Genomic DNA, 20,135 nt, shown 5'->3' on the forward strand with positions numbered 1-20,135 from the left:
TTACATCTTAACTTCTTCACCAATGTTGATATTGGATCCTTCAAGCCAGGCGATGGCTTCATTTAATGACTCACATACCCTAATCTCGCATCCGAAATGTATGGTAGAAGCGCTATCATCCTTAAAGTAAATACTTCTGTCATGTGCTTCACCACCCAATACAGCTACTTTTCTTAGTCCATATTTCACGAGTTCGGGTATAATATGTAACGAAAACCATAATTGGTCTTCACGTGATACATTGCCCTGTTTTCGGAGGTCTGCTATCCAGGATCGGGTTTGATATGTTTTAAGTGTACTTAAGAAGGCATGGGCAGTTTCGCGATACTCCTCACTTGTAACTTCCCTTTTCCATTCAATAATAATGATGTTGAGGTTAGCATCGTAGTATAGTTGAATAGCATCTGTTTCGTACATTACCTGGCGCGCAACATCTCCGGGATGTTTAAAGAGCAAACGGAAGGTTGTCCCCCTATCGACTTCACTATCAACTGTTATATACCCGCCCATTGTTTCAAGCTGAGTTTTAACGAGGTATAAACCAAGTCCCTTTCCGCTTACATGGGCATGGAATCTCTTATAAAGTTTAAATAGGTTATTTTTTTGGCGATATAGATCGATACCAAGTCCATTATCCCGGATTTCAATTACGGTATCATTATCTCCATATACAAAGGAGGCAACCTGAATCTTTAATTTCCTCTCAGGACTTTGATATTTGATAGCATTACCCAACAAGTTATAGAAGATACTTTGCACCATAGACCTGATACCATAAATATATGGGGCTGCTGAAAAATCAACAGAAAGCTGATAAACAGACTTGACATTATCTCCGAGTAAACTTACTGCCTTATTCCATTCCTCCTGCAAAGCAATCTTTTCGCGTACACGGTGAATGTCATTGCGCATGTCGATGATAAGACTGAGGTCTTTGAGAATTTCATCCAACTCTTCGCTGGAGCGGAGGACGAGTTCTTCCATCTTCTTTTTCTCGTCCATTCCTTCAACCACTTTCATCAAACGTGTAAGCCCTAACAACCGGGCAACAGGCCCCCGGAGGTTATGGGACACGGTATAGGAAAACTGAAGCAGTTCATTATTGGATTTGATTAGTTCTTCGTTAGCACATAAGAGCTCAAAGCTTTTTTGCTCTACCAGGGCTTCAAGGGCTGCATTATATTTTTTCAGTTCTTCGCGCTGCGAGGAAATAAGCTGGTTGGCATCTTCAAGTTTCTCCGCACTTGTGGCCATCTCCTCCTGGTGATGGAGAAGTTCTTCGTGTTGGGTTTCAATCTTCTTTTGCTTTTCCTGCAACTGCGTATACTGGGCTTTGAGATCGCGTTCGGACCGCTCCATGATTGACCGTAACATGAGGATACCGAAAAGCAGGATGGTGAACGCAAAACATACAACATAATTCAAGTAGCTATAGGATGCTTCTGAAAAACCTTGTTGATAATAGCCGACGCCGAAAAGCTCATGGATGGGATCGTAAAAGGAGAGGAACAGGGCAGCGGATCCTAAACACAGTAATAGTGGCACACGCTCTTCGAGGCGGAATATGATGCCCGGTAATATAGGCGCCACCATCAGAACAAAGCGGCTGTCGAAATAAAGGATATAGGTTAGCGGTGTTTTGGAATCGAGCTTGGAATACAGTGTAAGGAAGATGGTAAACCATATCGGGATAAGGCAGAGCAGCGTGCGACCGGCCTTATGACTTATTCTGTTGGTTATAGTTGGTATAGAAAAACAAAGAAGCCCAACGAGCATTAAATATGGCAAAGCGGAAAGCCAGCCAAACATGTAATAGGAAACCGATAAAGTGCCCATTACAATAAACCCAAGAATAATGGCCATTATATTGGCGATAAGTACCTGTCTCTCATACTCGAGAGGCACTTTACCAGCCAGGTTAGCAGATGAAAAAATACCAGCCACTTTAGTTTAAAAAGTTATAATCCAAGAAATATAGCTTATACACAATAAAAAAACAATCATAAGCAGCTGTTTTTATACCAGGTAGATTTAATTCAATAGCCGGTTATACATCCTTATCAGTTTTATTGCTGCTTGAAACACGGTACTACTACACGCACGATTTCTCATTCTCATTGTGTACAACAGTACACATTCAAGTTAAAATTGGATTAGCATTCACGCCGTTATGTAACCTGCTGTTCTGAGTATGGCTGGCACAAGTTTTTGAGTTTAAGGAGCAGTGACCTCCCTTTAACGTCACCTAATCCAAAAATAAAATGAAATGCAGGGTATTGCTGGCTGTCCTCTTCACAGCCTTCACAGGAATTTTTTTGCCATCATTTGGGCAAAAGACTTATTATGTTGTTATCAGCTCGTTTAGCACTGATGCCAGTGCTAAAAATCTTACTGCCCATCTTCCTATGTCAAGCGTAGACACAGCATACGCAATACAAAACGAGGATGAGTCTATCCGGATGTATATTATGAAAACGAATGATCAAGAGCAGGCAATGGCCAGGACGCAAGTATTACAAAACACGTTGGCACAGCCTGCATATGAGATTTCAGATGATGCCTCTACTTCCCGAACCACTGCTCTTGCAGGTGGAGGTATGGCTGCAGCACCTTTAAAGCCAAAGGGAAAGCTTTTTAAATTTGCTGTTTCATCGCCGGCAGGAGATGTTTTTACTGGAAACGTACATCAAGTCGATTTTGAAAAGGAGCAAGACGTTGCTATTTATCCTGCCAATACCTACACGGACATTTTGCACCCCGGGGTAGATAGAGATATGACCGTGGTATACGGCATATTCGGCTACAAACAGGTGGAGCAGTATATTGATTATAGCGACCCTTCTTCAGTACTGGGTGCGTACCAGGATGAAAACGGCGCCTGGGTTATTCCTTACAAGCTTGAAAGACTTGAGAAGGGAGATGTATCTGTTATGTATAATGTATCCTTTTATCATGATGCATCGGTGATGTTACCCCAGTCAAAAACTGACCTTGATGAACTAGTTAAGATGATGAAGGAGAACCCCAACTATGTAATTAAAGTGCACGGCCATTGCAATGGCAAAAAGGAAAGAAGGATAGTAGCGATGAGCGGAGGCCAGCCTTACTTTGAAACAGAAGGTTCAATGGAAGTATACGGATCTGCAAAACTGTTGGGGTCGCTTCGTGCTGACGCTGTTAAGAACTACCTCGTAGAGAATGGTATTTCTGAAAAAAGGATTAAGACCTATTCATGGGGCGGAAGCTACAAACTGGTAGACTTTGATAGCCCAAGTTCAAGGTTGAATGACAGAATAGAAATTGAAATACTTCAAGATTAAGATATCAGGACTTAACGCACTTGCATTGTCAATAACTTTACATGCGAGAGCGTTAAGTTTTTCCCCTCCAATAAGGGACTCTCTCCTACCCGCGAGACGTGTACTTCAATTTGCCCGGAAGTTTAGTCTCCCTATCCCATCACGAACAGAACGGAATGCCTACTACGCCTTTGGAACATAAAAAGGGCAGGTCTACCTGTCTGCTGCGAGATATAAAGTCAATAATTGTATTCTCATGTATTTTATTATACTTTAGGCGCATTATTAAATAAGTCTATGGGTAAAGTTTTTATTAACAGCTACGCAGAATTTGAACAGTATCTAGGCAAAGAAATAGGAGTATCTGATTATATTAAAATCGATCAGAACAAGATCAATCTTTTTGCAGATGCCACCATGGATCATCAGTGGATACATGTTGATGAAAAACGCGCAGAAGTTGAAAGCCCATTTAAAAAAACCATTGCACACGGTTACATGGCGGTATCGCTCGTGCCTCATCTCTGGAATCAGATTGCAACATTTAATAATATTAAGATGCTGATCAACTATGGCGTTGAAAAGCTTAAGTTTAACCAACCTGTAATTGTTGACAGCGAAGTCCGGCTTAAAGTGAAACTGGCCTCATTGACTAATCTAAGAGGCGTAGCAAAAGCAGGACTTGACGCAGAACTTGAAATAAAAGGAAATCCAAAGCCGGCCTTTACAGCAACTGTTGTATTGCTCTACCACTTTAAATAAAAAAAGCCAGAGAACACATTATATCCTCCGGCTTTTCGGTTCACCCTATTGGTTTATCTGTTGTTGTCGTTGTCTTTATTTTTTGGCTTGCCGTCCTTATCGAAGAAGTAAGTCTTGGTGCTGCTACCATCTCTTATTTCCACCATATATTCATTGGTATTTCTGTTGCGGTAGAGGCTTGAGTTTTCCCAACCTTCGTATTGTTCGTCTTCCAAGGTCATGCGCAGTGATGTAGGAATATCATCAACAGTTACTAACACTCTATCTTCAGCGCGCCACTGCGTTTGGTCTCTGTCCTGGTCCTGATCTGTTGATTGCCATGTTTGGCTTGATGAAGAGGTAGTTGAATTGTCGTCGTTATCCTGATCACCTGTTTGTGACATTGTTGATGATCCGGAAGGAGTTGTTGTTCCTGCTGTATTTCCCGAAGGGCTATTACTTCCAGGACCAGTGCCTGTAGTTCCTGCTGTTCCTGAATATCCGGAAGTACCTGTAGATCCGCCGCCTGTTACATCAGTACTGGTAGTTCTATCTGAGGTACCATAAGTTGAACCTGAAGTTGTAGTACCGCTACCGGAAGTTCCGGTGCCAGTTGTACCAGTAGTTCCTGCAGCTCCATAGCTCGAACCTGTTGTGCTACTTCCCGTTGTACCCGAAGTGCCTACAGCGCCTGAACCTGAGTTTGTAGCAGAACTATTTGATTCCGGTTGTGATCCTGCGGAAGTTGAGCCACTTCTCTTCTTCTTATTTTTTCTTTCCTGTTTAGGGGATGTTTGGTCTTGTGTCCCATACTGCGTACCTGCAGAAGCGGGCTCAGTGCCATATTGTGAACTACCTTGCTGTGTTGCGGCTTCTGACGATCTATCCTCTCCGGTTGTACCATAAGAAGATGAAGCATCGCTGGAAGTTGTAGTGTTACCATAAGATCCAGCGGTAGTTTGGTCAGGAGATCCTGATTTCAAATCTGATTGGGGAATTTGTTTTCCATCCCTATCAAAGTAAAGCGTACTTGGGTTCCCATTGTTGTCCATCACAATCATGTATTCTTCACTTGATTTGTTTTTATAGATGGTGGCATCTTCCCAACCTTCGAAATTGCTGTTACTTAATGTCTGAACAAGAGCATCAGGAAGGTCTTCGCGGCTTACACTTTCAAGATCCTCGGCTCTCCAACGCATAGAAGCATCATCATGAGGAGGTTGTGAAAGTGTACTAGACGATTCATTGTCTTCTGTTGGAGTTTGTGTTTCAGTATTTCTATAATTCGATGACTCCTGATTGGTTCGTGTTCGCGTTGTATCGCTACGCTCCTGTGCATGTGTTGCCGTAATTGCAATTAATAAGGAGCCAGCTACTGTTAACCATATTTTCTTCATAATAATCCTTTTTTTAAATCCCACATATCTTTCTCTTTGCCCCTTTAGAGAATAAAGTATGCCATTCTGAAAGAACTGGTAGTTCAAACGTTGGATTGATGGTAATAAAGATGAATGGAAGCTGCTTCAATTGCTGCCTGTAGGATTAATACACACTGCTTTTCATTTTGAAGCCCAATGTCGACAGCTTAAATCAATTTCTACCTGGGAAGCATATGTGCTATTGCGAGATGTTCTATAAAAAAGAAGAGCGTGTCTTCAAAGTTTAGGCCACGCTCTTCTTTTTTATTAACAGCTAAAGATCTTATTATTTCTCCGGATCTTTAATTAAAGGACTATTCACATTTACCGGATTGCCGTAACGGTCGAATCGGTAACTTTTAATGGAGTCACCACTACGAATATCTATTGAATACTCATTCGTTTTTTTATTGTGATAGATCTCTGACTGTTCCCAACCCTGGTACTGGGTGCCTTCGAGATTTCTTCGTAAGGAAGAAGGAACAGCATCAAAGCGGATGCGAATAAGCGGGTCAGTACTATTGTACTCATTTGTTTGAGGAATAGAAGGCTGCGTGCTTGTAGGTATATTCGGATCAGGCCGACGAGGAGGCTGAAGATGAACCGAATCCTGCTGTGCAAATGCTGATGTTAATCCCATTATCATCAACAGACCAGATATTAATAAGCGGTATTTCATAGCTAAATTTTTCGCATTGTAACCAAAGAAACATGCCATCGTACGAGTGATCTCGCTCTTCAAATTCTATTTCTGCAGGATATCGATATAATAAGCATGCTCGTAAAACACCTCTTGCAATGGCATAAGAATTTAAACTTTTAGAAATGAATTTCGAATGAAATCAAGCCCGGACCAGCTCCGCGCAAAGACATACACTTGCATTTTAATGAGGGGAAAGTAGCATGAGACAAGTAAGATTTAATGAGCTACCGATAACAGATAAAGCTTTACTGGTAGCTGAGTTCGGACACTTCTTAAATTCAATAGAGTTTTACGATTACAGAATTCATCTTTATTCGCTTAACAGCCATTTCATTGAAGTATACTATAATATTTTAACACGGCAGGTTGAAAAGATTGCATTGGCAGATTATAGCGACTTGGATAAATATCTATCCAGAATTGTACTCTCCAGTTTAAGATAACCCTTCAAGATAAGGGACGGTAACGATGGCATAAAAATTTTCTTTACAGCATGAGGCCGCACTGTAGCATACCAATGTGAGCAAGCAGCTGTAATTAGTCACATTTAAAATCAGGATTGTATGAAGGGATTCGACCATCTAGACCTTGACTCAAAATCAATAGTGCTTCATTTCAATGGCCAGGTCATAGCGTCTGTACGTTATTACAATTACCGGGTAACTTTGTATCTCTACGAAAACACATTCATAGAAGAATATTACGATACCGAGATTAAAGAGATCTCCCGGATTTGCACAGCCGAAACTTCAGACTTAAATAAGTATTTAAAGCAGATCGATGTTAGCGACCTGCTGTCTTCTGCATGTTAGAATTATTCTCGCTTGAACTATTCTTTCTTGTTGCCTTTGCCATAATAGGCTTACCTGTTTCATCAAAGAGATAGATCTTACTCTTATTTGATTTCATCAGCTGCAATAAATATTGCTTAGCATTTTCAACGAAAAAGATGGAAGCATTTTCCCAGCCTCTGTAAATCTTGTTCTCCTGTAAAGTCATTCTAAGCCCATCAGGAATATCAAGGAGTTCAACCGGAATTGCACCTGCCAGCAAACTTGCATGGTCCTGTTTACGTGTTTTCTTCTTCACTACTGACTCTTTCGTTCCTTCTTCAGAAGAAGTTTTTACTTCCTGTGCGTTTACTCCAACCACAAGAACCAGTAGCAGTGCCGTTATGTATAAGATCCGTTTCATAGCAATGATTTTTTCTATATAACAGTAATCTTCATGCCATGTTTATATTAATTACTTATTTCTAATGATGTGCTTTCCATACTGAGCACTATATGAATAAATAATAAAAAGCCACAGGAGCGACCCCGTGGCTTTATTGTTTGGGTTAGATTGTTTCTATTACCAGAAGTACAAATAAAGACCTGCAATGATGCCGCACACGATCACCGCGCCTATTGCAAATGATCCTTGTGTTTTAAACATTGCTGGTTCAATGTCCAAAGCTTTAGGGTTGTTCTTGCTTGCAGGGTCTACAAGGCTAACAACCACCATAAGGAATACCACAATTAAAAACACCAATCCCATACGGTCGATGAAAGGAATTTCGAAAAGAGCTGACTGTGGATTAAGTACAGCAAATCCGATATTTCCTAGCCAAGAAAGGTCCGCAAAGTTGGGGAGTACTTTAAACAAAAGTGAAAGTGGAAATGTGGCAACGGCAGCAACGAGAGCAGCCTTTGCTGTTGTTCTCTTCCAGAAGAAACCTAGTATGAAGATGGCGAAGATGCCAGGAGAAACAAATCCTGTGTATTCCTGAATATACTGGAATCCTCCTTTTTTATCTATTCCTAACAATGGAGAAATAGCCATTGCCAAAACCATAGACACGAAAATTGCAACACGGCCTACGTATACCATTTGCTTCTCGGTAGCATCGGTCTTGAAGAACTTCTTGTAGATATCAAGCGTAAAGATTGTTGAAATACTATTAGCCTTACCAGCAAGTGAAGCAACAATAGCTGCAGTAAGTGCTGCGAAAGCCAAACCTTTTAAACCTACAGGCAAAAGATTAAGAAGAACAGGATATGCTCTATCCGGATTTAAAGAACCTTCTGAAATCATTTCGTTCTGGAACATGCCTTCCTGATACAGAACATAAGCTGCAATACCTGGCAATACTACAATCACTGGCATCAACAATTTAAGGAAAGCGGCAAAGAGAATACCGTTTCGTGCTGTTGGAAGATCTGCACCTAATGCACGCTGAGTGATATATTGGTTACATCCCCAGTAGTTCAGGTTTACGATCCACATCCCTCCTATAAGCACGGATAAGCCGGGGAGATCAAGATAATTTTCGTTCGCCTGATTGAAGATCATGTGAAAGTGATCATCTGCTTTGTTCATCAGGAACGAAAAACCTTCGAACACACCGGTAGAACCAAATTTCTCTGATACAAGGTTAAGCGCAAGATAAGTTGTTGCGAGCCCCCCAAGAATAAGGAAGAATACCTGGATAACATCTGTGAACCCTATTACCTTCATACCGCCAAGTGTAATGATGATCGAGAAAACCGCAAGGCCTGTCATACACACCCAGAAGTCAATACCAGAGATAGTACTTACTGCAAGTGCACCGAGAAATAATATCGAAGTAAGGTTAACGACTACGTATAGCAGAAGCCAGAACACAGCCATTATTGTACTTACGGTAGAATTGTAACGCTGCGTGAGAAACTGAGGCATTGTATAGATCTTATTCTTCAGATAAATGGGCATGAAGAATACAGCAACAACAATCAAGGTTACGGCAGCCATCCATTCGTACGTTGCGATAGCCAGACCCATCTTAAAGCCCGAGCCGGACATGCCAATAAATTGTTCAGCTGAGATATTTGAGGCAATAAGCGAAGCACCGATAGCCCACCAGGTAAGAGAACCTTCGGCGAGAAAGAAATCTTTTGAATCAGTTACCGCTTTTTTCTTTTTCCAATAGACCCAATAGCCATATCCGGCTACGATGATAAAATAAATTAAAAAGACAATGTAGTCCGGCGTGTGTAGTTTCTGCATAGGTTTTTTACAGTAGTTTGGTTCTTAAATAGTTTAGGATCAAAATTTGGGTAGTACGGTCCTTGACAATTTAAGTTGCCGTTAAAAATGGTGCTTTTTTTGATAGTTGCAAAATTTTCGTAAGCAGAAACAGAGACTATTCAATGAATGGTTATTAAGAGAATTTGCGGTTGCGAAACACATCATGTTTCTGCTTTGTCTCATTCTCTATTAATATAAAAAGCTTAAGCATTATTAAACTTGATTAAAAATCACCGCAACACAAGGAGAAACGGTACGTGCTTTTTGCTTGCAATAGAAAGCATTCTGGAGTATTACGCATTAACATTCTCCGCAATAGAATTACCCTTCAACATTGGAAGCTGAAGCCGATGCATTTGTATTCAATGCGGTTTATCAAGGCACTCTGTTTTTAAAATTGCGCAACTGCTAATCAACGAAAGCACCGCTGATTTCGGTATGTGTGCCTATTGAATAAGTGTTTCTTTTATCACTTCTTTCATTTTACGTTCTTCAGTATAACTTCAGGTTCCTTTCTTGCTGCAAACTCTGCTGTTATTTTTTTCCTTCCGCACCCAACACCGCAACCTTTACCTCATTTTCAGTAAAGTCTTTTTTAATACCCTAATTTCACGCCGTCACCCACTCTCCATTTAACTTTCTGGTATAAATATTCTTAACCTCACCCTTACTTCATCCACAGCCGCTGTATAAGCCTTGATAGCTTAAGCTTTGCCTTTGCAGGAAATAAGCCTTCTTTTGGGGATTCCTTAATATTTCCTTAGACTGAGCAAAGGCAGCCTTGAAATTTCTGCCTGTTTATCCAAACGATTGTCTTTTAAGTGGAGGATGTGGGGCATGGAGTTCCATGGCTCATCCATGACTCATCCATGACTCATCCATGGCTCATCCATGGCTTATCTATGACTTATTCATGATGTTTCGGGCTGATAAAAACACTTATTTCAAAATTTCTCATAAAAAGGTGGGGTTAATTTCGTTTTGACACAATTTGACAATCGATCAGGATATTTTCGTTTAAAAACCAATTATTTATGGCATCTTCTAAAATACCGTATCCACGTATCAATCATTAATGATTGTCCTTAAGTAACTATTTCTGGCACAAGCTTAAGCCCATTCGTTTAGCGTTTATACAACACAAAAAGATGGCTTGAGATAGCATAATATTCTAGTTACTTAACCGGGTTGGTAGTTTGCAACTACTGGAAACTTGATAACAAGTGTTGCTGATAGAACCAAGCTACCCTTTACGAGAGAATTTAATTGGATTGTAGCCCTGTTCCTCCTTTTTTAAGGCAACATATTTAAGGGCTTTAACAGCCCGTTGTCAAAAGTTGAATTAAAGATTACCATACAAATATCCGAAGTAAAGGGCGAGCTAAACGATTTCTGCACTCTTGCTGCACATTTCCTGCCCTACCCGTCCAGCCAGGAAAAATTTTTTAATCAGCAAGCCCACGAGAAATGATAACATCTGAAGGCTCAACGCATCAGTGCTTAAACTAGTCCTGTAAAATCAGATTGCTTTCTATACCTAAAGCGATTAATTGTTTCTCATATAATTTCTCCGCCAGCATATCATCTATAATATGATACCTCGCCCCTATATATTTAATAATCTTTCCATCTTGAAAAACAGGTACGATTACCGCATCAACCCAATAATGTCCACCGTCCTTCTTTCTATTTTTAACCACACCGCGAAAAATCTCCCCTTTTTTAATTCTAGACCACATAATCTTAAACAACTCTTTAGGCATATCAGGGTGCCTTACTTTATTATGACCCTTTCCTATTAATTCTTCAGGACGATACTGAGAGACTTCTGTAAACTTAGGATTAATATAAGTAATCGTGCCGTATAAATCTGATTCTGAAAGAATAGTTGTAAGAGCAAGTACTCTTTCACGTGCCTCTAAAAGCAACTTCACCTGATTATTTTCTTCCATCTGACGGGAGATCTGCTCCTGCGTAGCCTGAAGTTCTTCCATATTCTGGCGCATCTCCTCTTCCTGAGAACGCAACTCTTCAGTTTGCTGCTGCGATTCGTTTAATAGTTGTTTTACGTTCTGGTTCATTCTTGCAGACTGTATTACTGAAGCAAAAGCCTCTGCACATTTTTCAAGAAACTTGACCTGGTTATTATCTAATTTAGTGAACGATGCCACCTCTATAACTCCTGTAACCTGCTCGTTATACTTTACCGGAACAATTACAATACAATTTGGATTGGCAGTACCAAGTCCCGAGGTTATCTTTATATAGTTCTGCGGTACATCTAAAAGATATATGGTTTCCCCTTCCAGAAAACACTGCCCCACCTGGCCTTGCCCGACTGCTATACAGCCAGAAACATATTTCTTTTTATCAAAGGCATAGCACGCCTTTAATTGGAGCAATTCAGAGTTATTTTCATTTAAGAGAAAAAGAGATCCCTGATTACAGGATAAATATTTAACCAAAAAACGAATCACTTCATCCTCTAGCTTTTCGGTGCCGTTAAACCTGCGGAGTAAATCACCAAAAGATGCAAGCCCCTGGTTTTCCCACAATCTTCTTTCTTCTGTTATTTTACCTTCATATAGTTTATCTCTAAAACTTTCGAGCTGCCCTGCAAGTTTTTTGTTGTCAAAAGAGGAGGATACTGATGTATCAAACCTTTCGTTTTCGAGCGCGTTGATAAACTGCTCTAATAATGTAAGCTGGCGCTTCTCCTTCTCCAACTGCTGATCTATACGAAGTTCGCGCTCCGTAATCATTTTACCCATGATGAAGAACAATGCAGTAAGAAAGAAAGGAGAGGTTAAAATAATCCAGTGAACCGGATTTGTTTCATAAAGCCTTGCAATGTTTTGAAGATTAAATGAAGCTTTACTGATTACTATATCTACGACAATTGCAATGGCAATCAGACTAAAACCGAGAAAGCATCCGAGATAAGCAAGACTATATTTGAAGCTGTTTGATTTTACCATCAAAAACTTGTCTTTAAAAGATGGGTATTCGTGCTTCTCCATAATTATTTTTTTTGTGAAACTTAAGAAAACTACTCACCGGCCCTTTTTTTACTGCCGCAAGGTCCATTATCAGTGCAAGGAAAAACATGATGAAAGTCAGCCATTCGTGTGCTTTTTATCAATAGTGTTCACAGAGAAGTATGATTAAAATCAGCTGTTTTTCAGACAACTATCAGTAATTGAAAGACGATCGGCTCGGTTCTTTGTAACGTATATAGCATTAAGCAAAGCAATAGCAAGGCTAAATAATTATTCACGCTATTTATTTCAACATTTATGATTACCACAGCAGAAGAAGCTTTAAAAATAGTAAAACCAGGAGACAGAGTCTTCATTCACGGCGGTGCAGCAACCCCACATTACCTGCTTAAAAAACTTGCAGACCGGGCCAATGAATTATGGAATGTAGAGCTTGTAAGTATCAGTCTACAAGGTGATGCAGTATTGGCAGACAAAAAATACAAAGACAGTTTTAGAATGAATTCTCTATTCGTATCGCCTAATATACGTGATGCTGTTAATGACGGGCGCGGAGATTACGTTCCTATTTTTCTAAGTGAAATTCCTATTCTTTTCAGAAGAAATATTCTTTCGCTCGATGTTGCGCTTGTGCAGGTTTCGCCGCCTGACAAGCATGGATATTGCTCATTGGGAGTATCGGTCGACATTGCTGCAACAGCAGTAAAAACAGCAAAATATGTTATTGCCCAGATAAATGAAAAAATGCCTCGTACGCTCGGTGAAGGAATTATTCATATTGATGATTTTGATGCTGTAGTTTACGCAAATCAGGAGTTACCTGAAGTTGTGAGTACTGACTCCGATTCAGAAATAGCAATGCGCATTGGTTCTTACTGCGCTGATCTTGTAGATGACAGAGCTACCCTACAGATGGGAATAGGATCCATTCCGGATGCGGTACTGGCCAGCCTTACTAATCATAAGGAATTAGGAGTTCACACGGAGATGTTTTCTGATGGTATTATTCCCCTGATAGAAAAGGGTGTAATTACTAATCAGCATAAGAAGAAGCATAAAGGAAAAACTGTTACGTCATTTCTGCTGGGAAGCAGGAAGCTTTACAACTGGGTAGATGACAACCCTTCTGTTACTGCTCTTGGTATTGATTATGTAAATGACACTGCCGTAATAAGAACAAATCCTAAGGTAACTGCAATTAACAGTGCGATTGAGGTTGATATTACGGGTCAGGTATGTTCTGATTCTATTGGTACTTACCATTACTCTGGCGTAGGCGGACAAATGGATTTTATGAGAGGAGCTGCCCTTTCAGAAGGAGGTAAACCGATTATTGCTCTGCCATCAACTACATCAAAAGGGATTTCAAGAATCACACCTTTCCTAAAACAAGGAGCAGGTGTTGTTACCACACGGGCGCATGCCCATTACATTGTAACAGAATATGGCGTAGCGTACTTATATGGCAAGAATTTAAGACAAAGGGCCAAAGCACTTATTGAAATAGCTCACCCTAACCACCGCGAAACATTAGAGCGTGCTGCGTTTGAACGCTTCAAAAACTACGAGTTTGAAAGAACATATTATTAAAACAGAAGAGGGGCTTTTAAGCCCCTCTTCTGTTTTGATTTTCAAATCGAAGTTATTTAATGCTTATAGCAACTCCTCCTCCCGGTGCCAGTTGTTGCTTTAACTTGCTTTCAGATGTTACAGTAATTTTTTTGATGGTATAACTTTGCTGCTTTCCGTTCCAGCTCGCGTCTTTTCCATCTGCATAAATTGTTGCTGTAAATTTCTTTCCTTTTGGCAGATATGAGAAATTGATATTTGCTGTACGTGCATTTTCATCAGTAATACCTCCCACAAACCACTCGTCTTTGCCTTTTGCCTTGCGTGCGATTGTGATATAATCTCCAGGCTCTGCTTCGAGCACATACGTATCATCCCAATCAACAGCTACGTCTTTAATAAATTGAAATGCATCGGCAAAACGTTCATAGTTCTCGGGCATATCTGCTGCCATTTGCAACGGGCTATACATTGTTACATAATATGCAAGTTGTTTTGCAAGCGTAGTATTTACCCGTTGCGTACTTCCTGTGCCATAATAAGAAAGGTCTGTCTGGAAGATACCAGGGGTGTAATCCATAGGTCCTCCTTTTAATCTTGTGAAAGGAAGTATGGTAGTATGATCAGGCGAAAGACCACCCATCGCTTCAAATTCTGTACCCCTGGCTGACTCCTGCGCGATCCAGTTAGGATAAGTACGAATTAAACCAGTTGGCCTTACTGCCTCGTGGCTATTCACCATAATTTTATAATCTGCTGCAGTACGTGCTACGTGGATATAATGGTTTACCATCCATTGGCTGTCATGGTGCTCACCTCTGGGAATAATGTCACCTACATAGCCCGTCTTCACGGCATTGTATCCATTGTCTTTCATGAATTGAAACGCTTTATGTAATCTTCGCTCGTAATTTGTGGCGGAGGCAGAGGTTTCGTGATGCATAATAAGCTTTACACCTTTTGACTCAGCATAGGCATTCAACTCCTTTACATTAAAATCAGGATAGGGTGTTACGAAATCAAAAACTTCTTCTTTCCAATTTCCAATCCAATCCTCCCATCCAATATTCCATCCTTCAACCAACACAGCATTAAAACCATGCTTTGCAGCAAAGTCAATATACTTTTTTACATTCTCATTAGTGGCACCATGTCTTCCATTTGGTTTAAACTTACTGAAGTCGTCAGTAAGTTTTACATTGGTTACGTCGCTGTAAGCCCAGGTACTTTTACCCGATACAAAATACTCCCACCACACGCCTATATATTTAACAGGCTTAATCCAAGATACATCTTCGTAAGTACAAGGTTCATTGAGATTAAGAATGAGCTTTGATGACAATATATCCGTTGCTTTATCACTTACTATTATTGTTCTCCAGGGAGTTTGAGCATCTGTTTGCATATATCCCTTATTACCAACAGCATCAGGCACAAGGTGTGCGCTAAGCTTAAATCCTTCTACATTCAGAGCCATTGCAGGATAGTTAATTAATGCCGCTTCATGGATATTGATATAAAGTCCGTCTGTGGACTTCATCATAACTGGCGTTTGTACAGAAGGATTTTTAATAGGTTGTTGTGCCGTTATCTGAACGGTAGCCTTTTTCATTAACCCAGGAATCTCTGAAATAGTAGATGTTGTATAGGGATATTCGTTGGTATCATAGTCGCCAGGAATCCAGAAGATCTTATGATCACCTGCAAGGTTAAACTCGGTTTTCTCTTCTTTAATTATGAAATACTTAAGGTGATCTTGTTGAGGAAACTCATAACGAAAGCCAAGACCATCATTAAAAAGGCGAAAACGTATTTTAATAAAACGATCATTTTGATCCTTTTGTGCGAGTGTGAGCGATAACTCATTGTATTGATTGCGGATAGTTTGTTGCTCACCAAGAACAGGCTCCCACGAATAATATACCGAAGCTTCTTCCTATTTTGTTACTGTAAAGCCCTTTACAAAAGAAGGTACATTTTGTGTTTCAAGACCAAGCTTGCTGGTCTTAATAACAGATTTTTGCTTATAAGTGAGATCATAAGCCGGAATGCCCTCATCCAGCAATGTGAATGTGAGGGAAAGGTTTCCATCCGGCGACTTTATGGTTTGCCCATACCCCGCAAGGAGACATACGCTAAAAAGCAGCGTGATTAAAATTCTCATTAGTTTACTATTTTATGGTTTAGCAATAGAAAGCATAGCATCGACTTGAGATGCTACCGCTGACATGCAATATTATTTACTTAGCTGGTATTTGAAAATAAATCACAGGACTTCTTTTACCAGGCAATAGCGATTCTAATGAGAATGATGCAATGGGAACGTAGAATGAAGAAAGGGCATTCCTACCCTTTCTTTAACCTTATAATATATAAAAGTCTTTTTCAGCTACCTTATGTCCCGATGCTGTATGTTTTTCCTGAACATATTCATAATCACGGATCATCTCTCTCAAATCTTTTTCAATTGTACGCGAAATAGATGTCATTGGTGTATCCGTTGGTTTATTTTCAAACGGATCCTGCAGATGAATAGCCATCTTTTCAATAAACAGAAAAGCAGCCGATATGAGAATGATAAGCGGAACGAGCACTAAACCCACATACTCGGTTAAACCGAAAGGAAGAAGTGTAATAAAAAGATACAGCGCGAAATTTATGTATAACCCATAAGTTGTTGGAAATACAGTCTTTTTGATCCGCTCACATTTTCCCATGGAGTCGCACAAACGTGTAAGGGTTTTATCAAGCTCTACTTGTTGAAAAGGATTCAACAGTCCTTCATCCAAACAATATTTAAGATCACGGCCATGAAGGAGAAGTAATGCGTTGGGAACATGCCCATGTGTGCTAATAAATTTAAAATCTTCTTTTGAAAGATATTCATTTGCATGCCCGAGCGGGTCCTGATTACGCAACATTTGGCCAAGGCTATAGCACCAGAATATCTGCCTTTTGGCAAAGCGTTCTGTAAACTTGCTTACCTCAACAGAAAACTCAGGATCATTTATAAATGATTGCAATTGCCTGATCAACGACCGAGAATCATTCACTATTGCTCCCCAAATTATACGTGCCTCCCACCACCTGTCATAGGCCTGGTTAGACCGAAATGCAAGCAATAATGAGATAATCGTTCCTATAATTGTTGGTATTGTTAAGGGAATGGTGATGTGATGCAGGTTAAGATTTTCATGCCATAACCCAAATGCTAATGCATAACATGCAACTACCAAAATCTCATACTTAATTTTGCCAAGTATATATCCCCACGGAATGCTCTTCTTCAACAACATGTTTTAATTATTTAAAAACCAGAAATACTATACGTTACAATACCACCAGTGCGATTACTCACACTGCAAGTACTGGTAAGCCAAGGTTAACAACGTGAGAATTATCCTCTGCTATCTCGCTCTTGCGTTTTGCCTGTACGATAAGATTAATGCTCAACTTTTCTATAAGAATTTTTAACGATTGATCTTCTGTATGCTCTGTATTTACCATTGACTGATGTATAATATGAAACGGCAAATTTTGAATAGAGGAAGTAAGCGGTTGTCCGACTTGATCCAGGAAGAGTGCGCGTTGAATATCAAGCGGTAGCTTTTGTTCTTCAGGAAGAAGCATCATAGGACACTCACTCTTATGTAGCAGTTTTAAAACAAGTTTATGAATATATTGCTTGCTATGCTGAAAGGATAAGGGAACAATAACCATATCGGCATTAAAGCGTTGGAGTAGCTGATCCAATATAGGTCTTGACATACCAAATTGATGATGCTCTTCCAGGGACGCCGAAAAATTATTCTGTCTCTTTATTTCATTCCATGAGCTTAATATGACGCTTCGCTTATTCTGATCAATATGCTCGTGGGAAGAAAGAAAAAGTAAGTCTGTAATTGAGTCTGACACCTCTGAAATGCTTAAAAGGATAATATTTCCTTCGTCTTTTCTCTTGAAATCGGCGGCAATTTTTAAAGCCTGAAGCGTGTCTGCTTGATAAGTAGTTGCAATAAGAATGTTTTTCATAACCCTACGTTTTTAGTATTGTGCTAAAAAACGGTATGGTTATTAGTGGGCTCTTAACCTCAAATTAGAATGTACTAAAAATTGCTTTAATCAGGTTTTAATCTCGCCGCTTTGCTGAAATTGTAATGTAACCTTAGTGCCGGCGTTGGTTTTAGAATGAATATTGATCCTTCCGCCATGTAATCGAATAATTCTAGCTGCCAAGGGCAGCCCTATACCGTGCCCTTCATATTTAAAAGTGTTACTTGCTCTAAAAAAGGGTTCGAAAATATGTCGAATTTCTTCAGGCGGGATACCGATTCCATAGTCAGAAATATGAACAAAAAAGTCGCCATCTCCTGCAGATAGCGTTACCAACACTTCTTTATTGTCAGAATACTTAATACTATTTTGTATGATATTAATAAGAGCAAGTTCCATCCATACACGTACACATACAATCGTAAAGAAGTCTGGGTTATTATCAACATGCTGCACCAATACCTTTACCTGGTTACCGGGCATTCGCTTATCCAGCGTTATTTTAATACTCATTAACAACTCATCCATCAGCACAGGTTCGATCTTCTGCTTTTTACCATCAAAGCTGATTTGTGAAAGTCTGAGGAGGCTTGTTGTTACGTCTTCCAGTTTTTTCGCTTCATACTGAATGGTTCTAATGGACTTCACGTAGTCTTCCTGATTTCTAGGCAAAGCAAGAATTATTTCTGCTTCACCAAGAATTGCTGTAAGCGGAGTACGCAGTTCATGTGAAGCATTGCTAATAAAATTACTTTGCAATTCAAATGTAGTTTCCAGGCGATCTAACATGTCGTTAAATGTACCTGCCATCTCTGCAAGCTCGTCGTCGCCCTGAGCCTCATCCAGCCTGTCATTAAGATTAGAAGCAGTAATACCATGTACTTTAGAAACAATAGAAGATATAGGACGCATTATGCGTTTAGCAAAGAGCTGCCCAAGTCCAAATACAAAAACACAGCTTAATGCGGAACCTGCCAACAAAATATTTCTGAGGAAAGTCATCTGATCTTCACCACTTTCATCGTATGCTCTGGCTACTACAATATGATCGCCATTTTCAGTAGTATATTTAATACCTGCATAACGTAAAAAACCTCTGCTATATTCTGCCACACCACTACGCTTTACTTCATCAACAAAAGTTTCGGGTAGTTTAGGTAATACCTTACTTATTTCGTTATAAACAGAAGAATCGTTATTAAAAAAAAATTCCTCCTCTTGCGGGAGCCGTTGAAGATGGCGCTCACGAATTTCCCTAACCCTTGTACTACTTTCACCATTTACCTCAAAATGACTTTCGGCACTAATGGTAGCCCTAACCTTCAACCTGGTAAAAAAAAAGCCTAATGAATGCTGAAAAGAAACTACATAAACAAAGCCACTTAGAAAAAGTATAGTAGCAGCTGTAATAAGTGTGAATACTAATGATATTTTTGTCCTGATTCTCATTGAATAATTAATATCTGTGACAGATATTTATTTTATGTTCACTCCTCGCGAAGTACGTATCCCATTCCTACGACAGTATGAATAAGTTTTTTATCACTTTGCTTGTCAACTTTCCTTCGCAAATAATTTATATAAACGTCAACAACATTGGTATTCATTTCAAAATTAATATCCCATACACGTTCTAGTATTTCTGCTCTGGAAAATACACGTCCTTTATTTCTGGCAAGAAATTCAAGAAGGTTATATTCCGTAGCTGTTAAATTAATTTTCTCCTCACCACGCAATACAGTTTTACCTCGCGTATTAATGGTAAGATCATTTATTACAATAGTACTCCCCTGACTTCCACTACCTGAAGCTCTTCTGGTAACAGCACCAATTCTGGCAAGGAGTTCAGAAAATTTAAATGGCTTAATAATATAATCATCAGCGCCAGATTCGAGTCCTGTAACAACATTTTCGGACGTGCCTAATGCTGTAAGCATTATAATAGATGTATTAATGTTGTTACTTCTTATCTTGCGACAAAGCTCTACGCCGTTAATTCCCGGCAACATAATATCGAGGATAATGATATCAGGAACATCGTTTTGAATCATTTGCCATGCTGTGGTTCCATCCATTGCCACAGAAACTTCATGACCAGCTTCCATGAGTCCTCGTCGAACAAAAGAAACCACATTCGGCTCATCCTCAACCAACAATATTTTCATATGTTTTTATTATGATAACAGGCAATTCTGTTACTTGTTTATTTTCAAATAAAAGCAATCACAGATTGTTTCCAAAACTTGCCTTGACGAATGGGTACGTATGCAGACACCTTTCGGTATTAGAAAAGGATTAGAATGTG

The 20,135-nt window shown here is 39.7% G+C and carries 15 protein-coding genes and 1 pseudogene; 5 read left to right on the top strand and 11 right to left on the bottom strand.

Translation table 11 applies throughout. The features are described 5' to 3' along the window. A complete protein-coding gene (locus KK060_RS25195) occupies nucleotides 1–1,944 on the bottom strand; it encodes an ATP-binding protein (RefSeq protein WP_254153861.1) in 1,944 nt (647 codons plus the stop codon). 317 nt (nucleotides 1,945–2,261) lie between these two features. On the opposite strand from KK060_RS25195, the gene KK060_RS11415 reads away from it, so the two are divergent. Together KK060_RS11415 and KK060_RS11420 are read left to right on the top strand one after the other, a co-directional pair. Then, nucleotides 2,262–3,320, top strand: a complete 1,059-nt coding sequence (locus KK060_RS11415) for an OmpA family protein (RefSeq protein ID WP_254153862.1) — start codon at nucleotides 2,262–2,264, stop codon at nucleotides 3,318–3,320. 276 nt (nucleotides 3,321–3,596) lie between these two features. Continuing rightward, a complete protein-coding gene (locus tag KK060_RS11420; protein ID WP_254153863.1) occupies nucleotides 3,597–4,061 on the top strand; it encodes a MaoC family dehydratase in 465 nt (154 codons plus the stop codon). A gap of 53 nt (nucleotides 4,062–4,114) precedes the next feature. On the opposite strand, the gene KK060_RS11425 is transcribed toward KK060_RS11420, so the two are convergent. Both KK060_RS11425 and KK060_RS11430 read right to left on the bottom strand, forming a co-directional pair. Then, on the bottom strand, nucleotides 4,115–5,437 hold the full coding sequence (locus tag KK060_RS11425; RefSeq protein ID WP_254153864.1) for a hypothetical protein: 1,323 nt from the start codon (nucleotides 5,435–5,437) through the stop codon (nucleotides 4,115–4,117). Between the two features lie 307 nt (nucleotides 5,438–5,744). Further along, on the bottom strand, nucleotides 5,745–6,137 hold the full coding sequence (locus tag KK060_RS11430) for a hypothetical protein (protein WP_254153865.1): 393 nt from the start codon (nucleotides 6,135–6,137) through the stop codon (nucleotides 5,745–5,747). Between the two features lie 224 nt (nucleotides 6,138–6,361). On the opposite strand from KK060_RS11430, the gene KK060_RS11435 reads away from it, so the two are divergent. Continuing rightward, on the top strand, nucleotides 6,362–6,604 hold the full coding sequence (locus KK060_RS11435; RefSeq protein ID WP_254153866.1) for a hypothetical protein: 243 nt from the start codon (nucleotides 6,362–6,364) through the stop codon (nucleotides 6,602–6,604). A gap of 120 nt (nucleotides 6,605–6,724) precedes the next feature. Beyond that, entirely contained in the window at nucleotides 6,725–6,973 is a 249-nt protein-coding gene (locus KK060_RS11440; RefSeq protein ID WP_254153867.1) for a hypothetical protein, read from the top strand. Here the strand turns inward: KK060_RS11440 and KK060_RS11445 are convergent. The 3 genes from KK060_RS11445 to KK060_RS11455 form a co-directional block, all read right to left on the bottom strand. Then, entirely contained in the window at nucleotides 6,945–7,355 is a 411-nt protein-coding gene (locus tag KK060_RS11445; protein ID WP_254153868.1) for a hypothetical protein, read from the bottom strand. The two genes, KK060_RS11440 and KK060_RS11445, sit on opposite strands and share 29 nt — an antisense overlap. Nucleotides 7,356–7,514: 159 nt before the next feature. Further along, the gene (locus KK060_RS11450; protein ID WP_254153869.1) at nucleotides 7,515–9,188 is read right to left on the bottom strand and encodes a sodium/sugar symporter; all 1,674 of its coding nucleotides are present in this window, start codon (nucleotides 9,186–9,188) and stop codon (nucleotides 7,515–7,517) included. A gap of 1,526 nt (nucleotides 9,189–10,714) precedes the next feature. Further along, a complete protein-coding gene (locus KK060_RS11455; protein WP_254153870.1) occupies nucleotides 10,715–12,229 on the bottom strand; it encodes a GAF and PAS domain-containing protein in 1,515 nt (504 codons plus the stop codon). 276 nt (nucleotides 12,230–12,505) lie between these two features. On the opposite strand from KK060_RS11455, the gene KK060_RS11460 reads away from it, so the two are divergent. Then, nucleotides 12,506–13,798, top strand: a complete 1,293-nt coding sequence (locus KK060_RS11460) for an acetyl-CoA hydrolase/transferase family protein (RefSeq protein WP_254153871.1) — start codon at nucleotides 12,506–12,508, stop codon at nucleotides 13,796–13,798. A 52-nt stretch (nucleotides 13,799–13,850) separates the two neighbouring features. Here the strand turns inward: KK060_RS11460 and KK060_RS11465 are convergent. From KK060_RS11465 to KK060_RS11485, 5 genes and pseudogenes are all read right to left on the bottom strand, one after another. Continuing rightward, a pseudogene (locus tag KK060_RS11465) lies at nucleotides 13,851–15,941 on the bottom strand (glycoside hydrolase family 97 protein). A 199-nt stretch (nucleotides 15,942–16,140) separates the two neighbouring features. Next, the gene (locus tag KK060_RS11470) at nucleotides 16,141–17,073 is read right to left on the bottom strand and encodes a bestrophin family protein (protein ID WP_254153872.1); all 933 of its coding nucleotides are present in this window, start codon (nucleotides 17,071–17,073) and stop codon (nucleotides 16,141–16,143) included. A 58-nt stretch (nucleotides 17,074–17,131) separates the two neighbouring features. Further along, entirely contained in the window at nucleotides 17,132–17,809 is a 678-nt protein-coding gene (locus KK060_RS11475; protein ID WP_254153873.1) for a universal stress protein, read from the bottom strand. A gap of 90 nt (nucleotides 17,810–17,899) precedes the next feature. Next, nucleotides 17,900–19,279 (bottom strand): HAMP domain-containing sensor histidine kinase, encoded by a 1,380-nt coding sequence (locus KK060_RS11480; protein WP_254153874.1) that lies wholly within the window; start codon nucleotides 19,277–19,279, stop codon nucleotides 17,900–17,902. A 38-nt stretch (nucleotides 19,280–19,317) separates the two neighbouring features. Next, nucleotides 19,318–19,995, bottom strand: a complete 678-nt coding sequence (locus KK060_RS11485; RefSeq protein ID WP_254153875.1) for a response regulator transcription factor — start codon at nucleotides 19,993–19,995, stop codon at nucleotides 19,318–19,320. Between the last annotated feature and the right edge of the window lie 140 nt (nucleotides 19,996–20,135).

It is taken from the genome of Chryseosolibacter indicum (genome assembly GCF_018598585.1).
Taxonomy (GTDB): domain Bacteria; phylum Bacteroidota; class Bacteroidia; order Cytophagales; family Cyclobacteriaceae; genus Chryseosolibacter; species Chryseosolibacter indicus.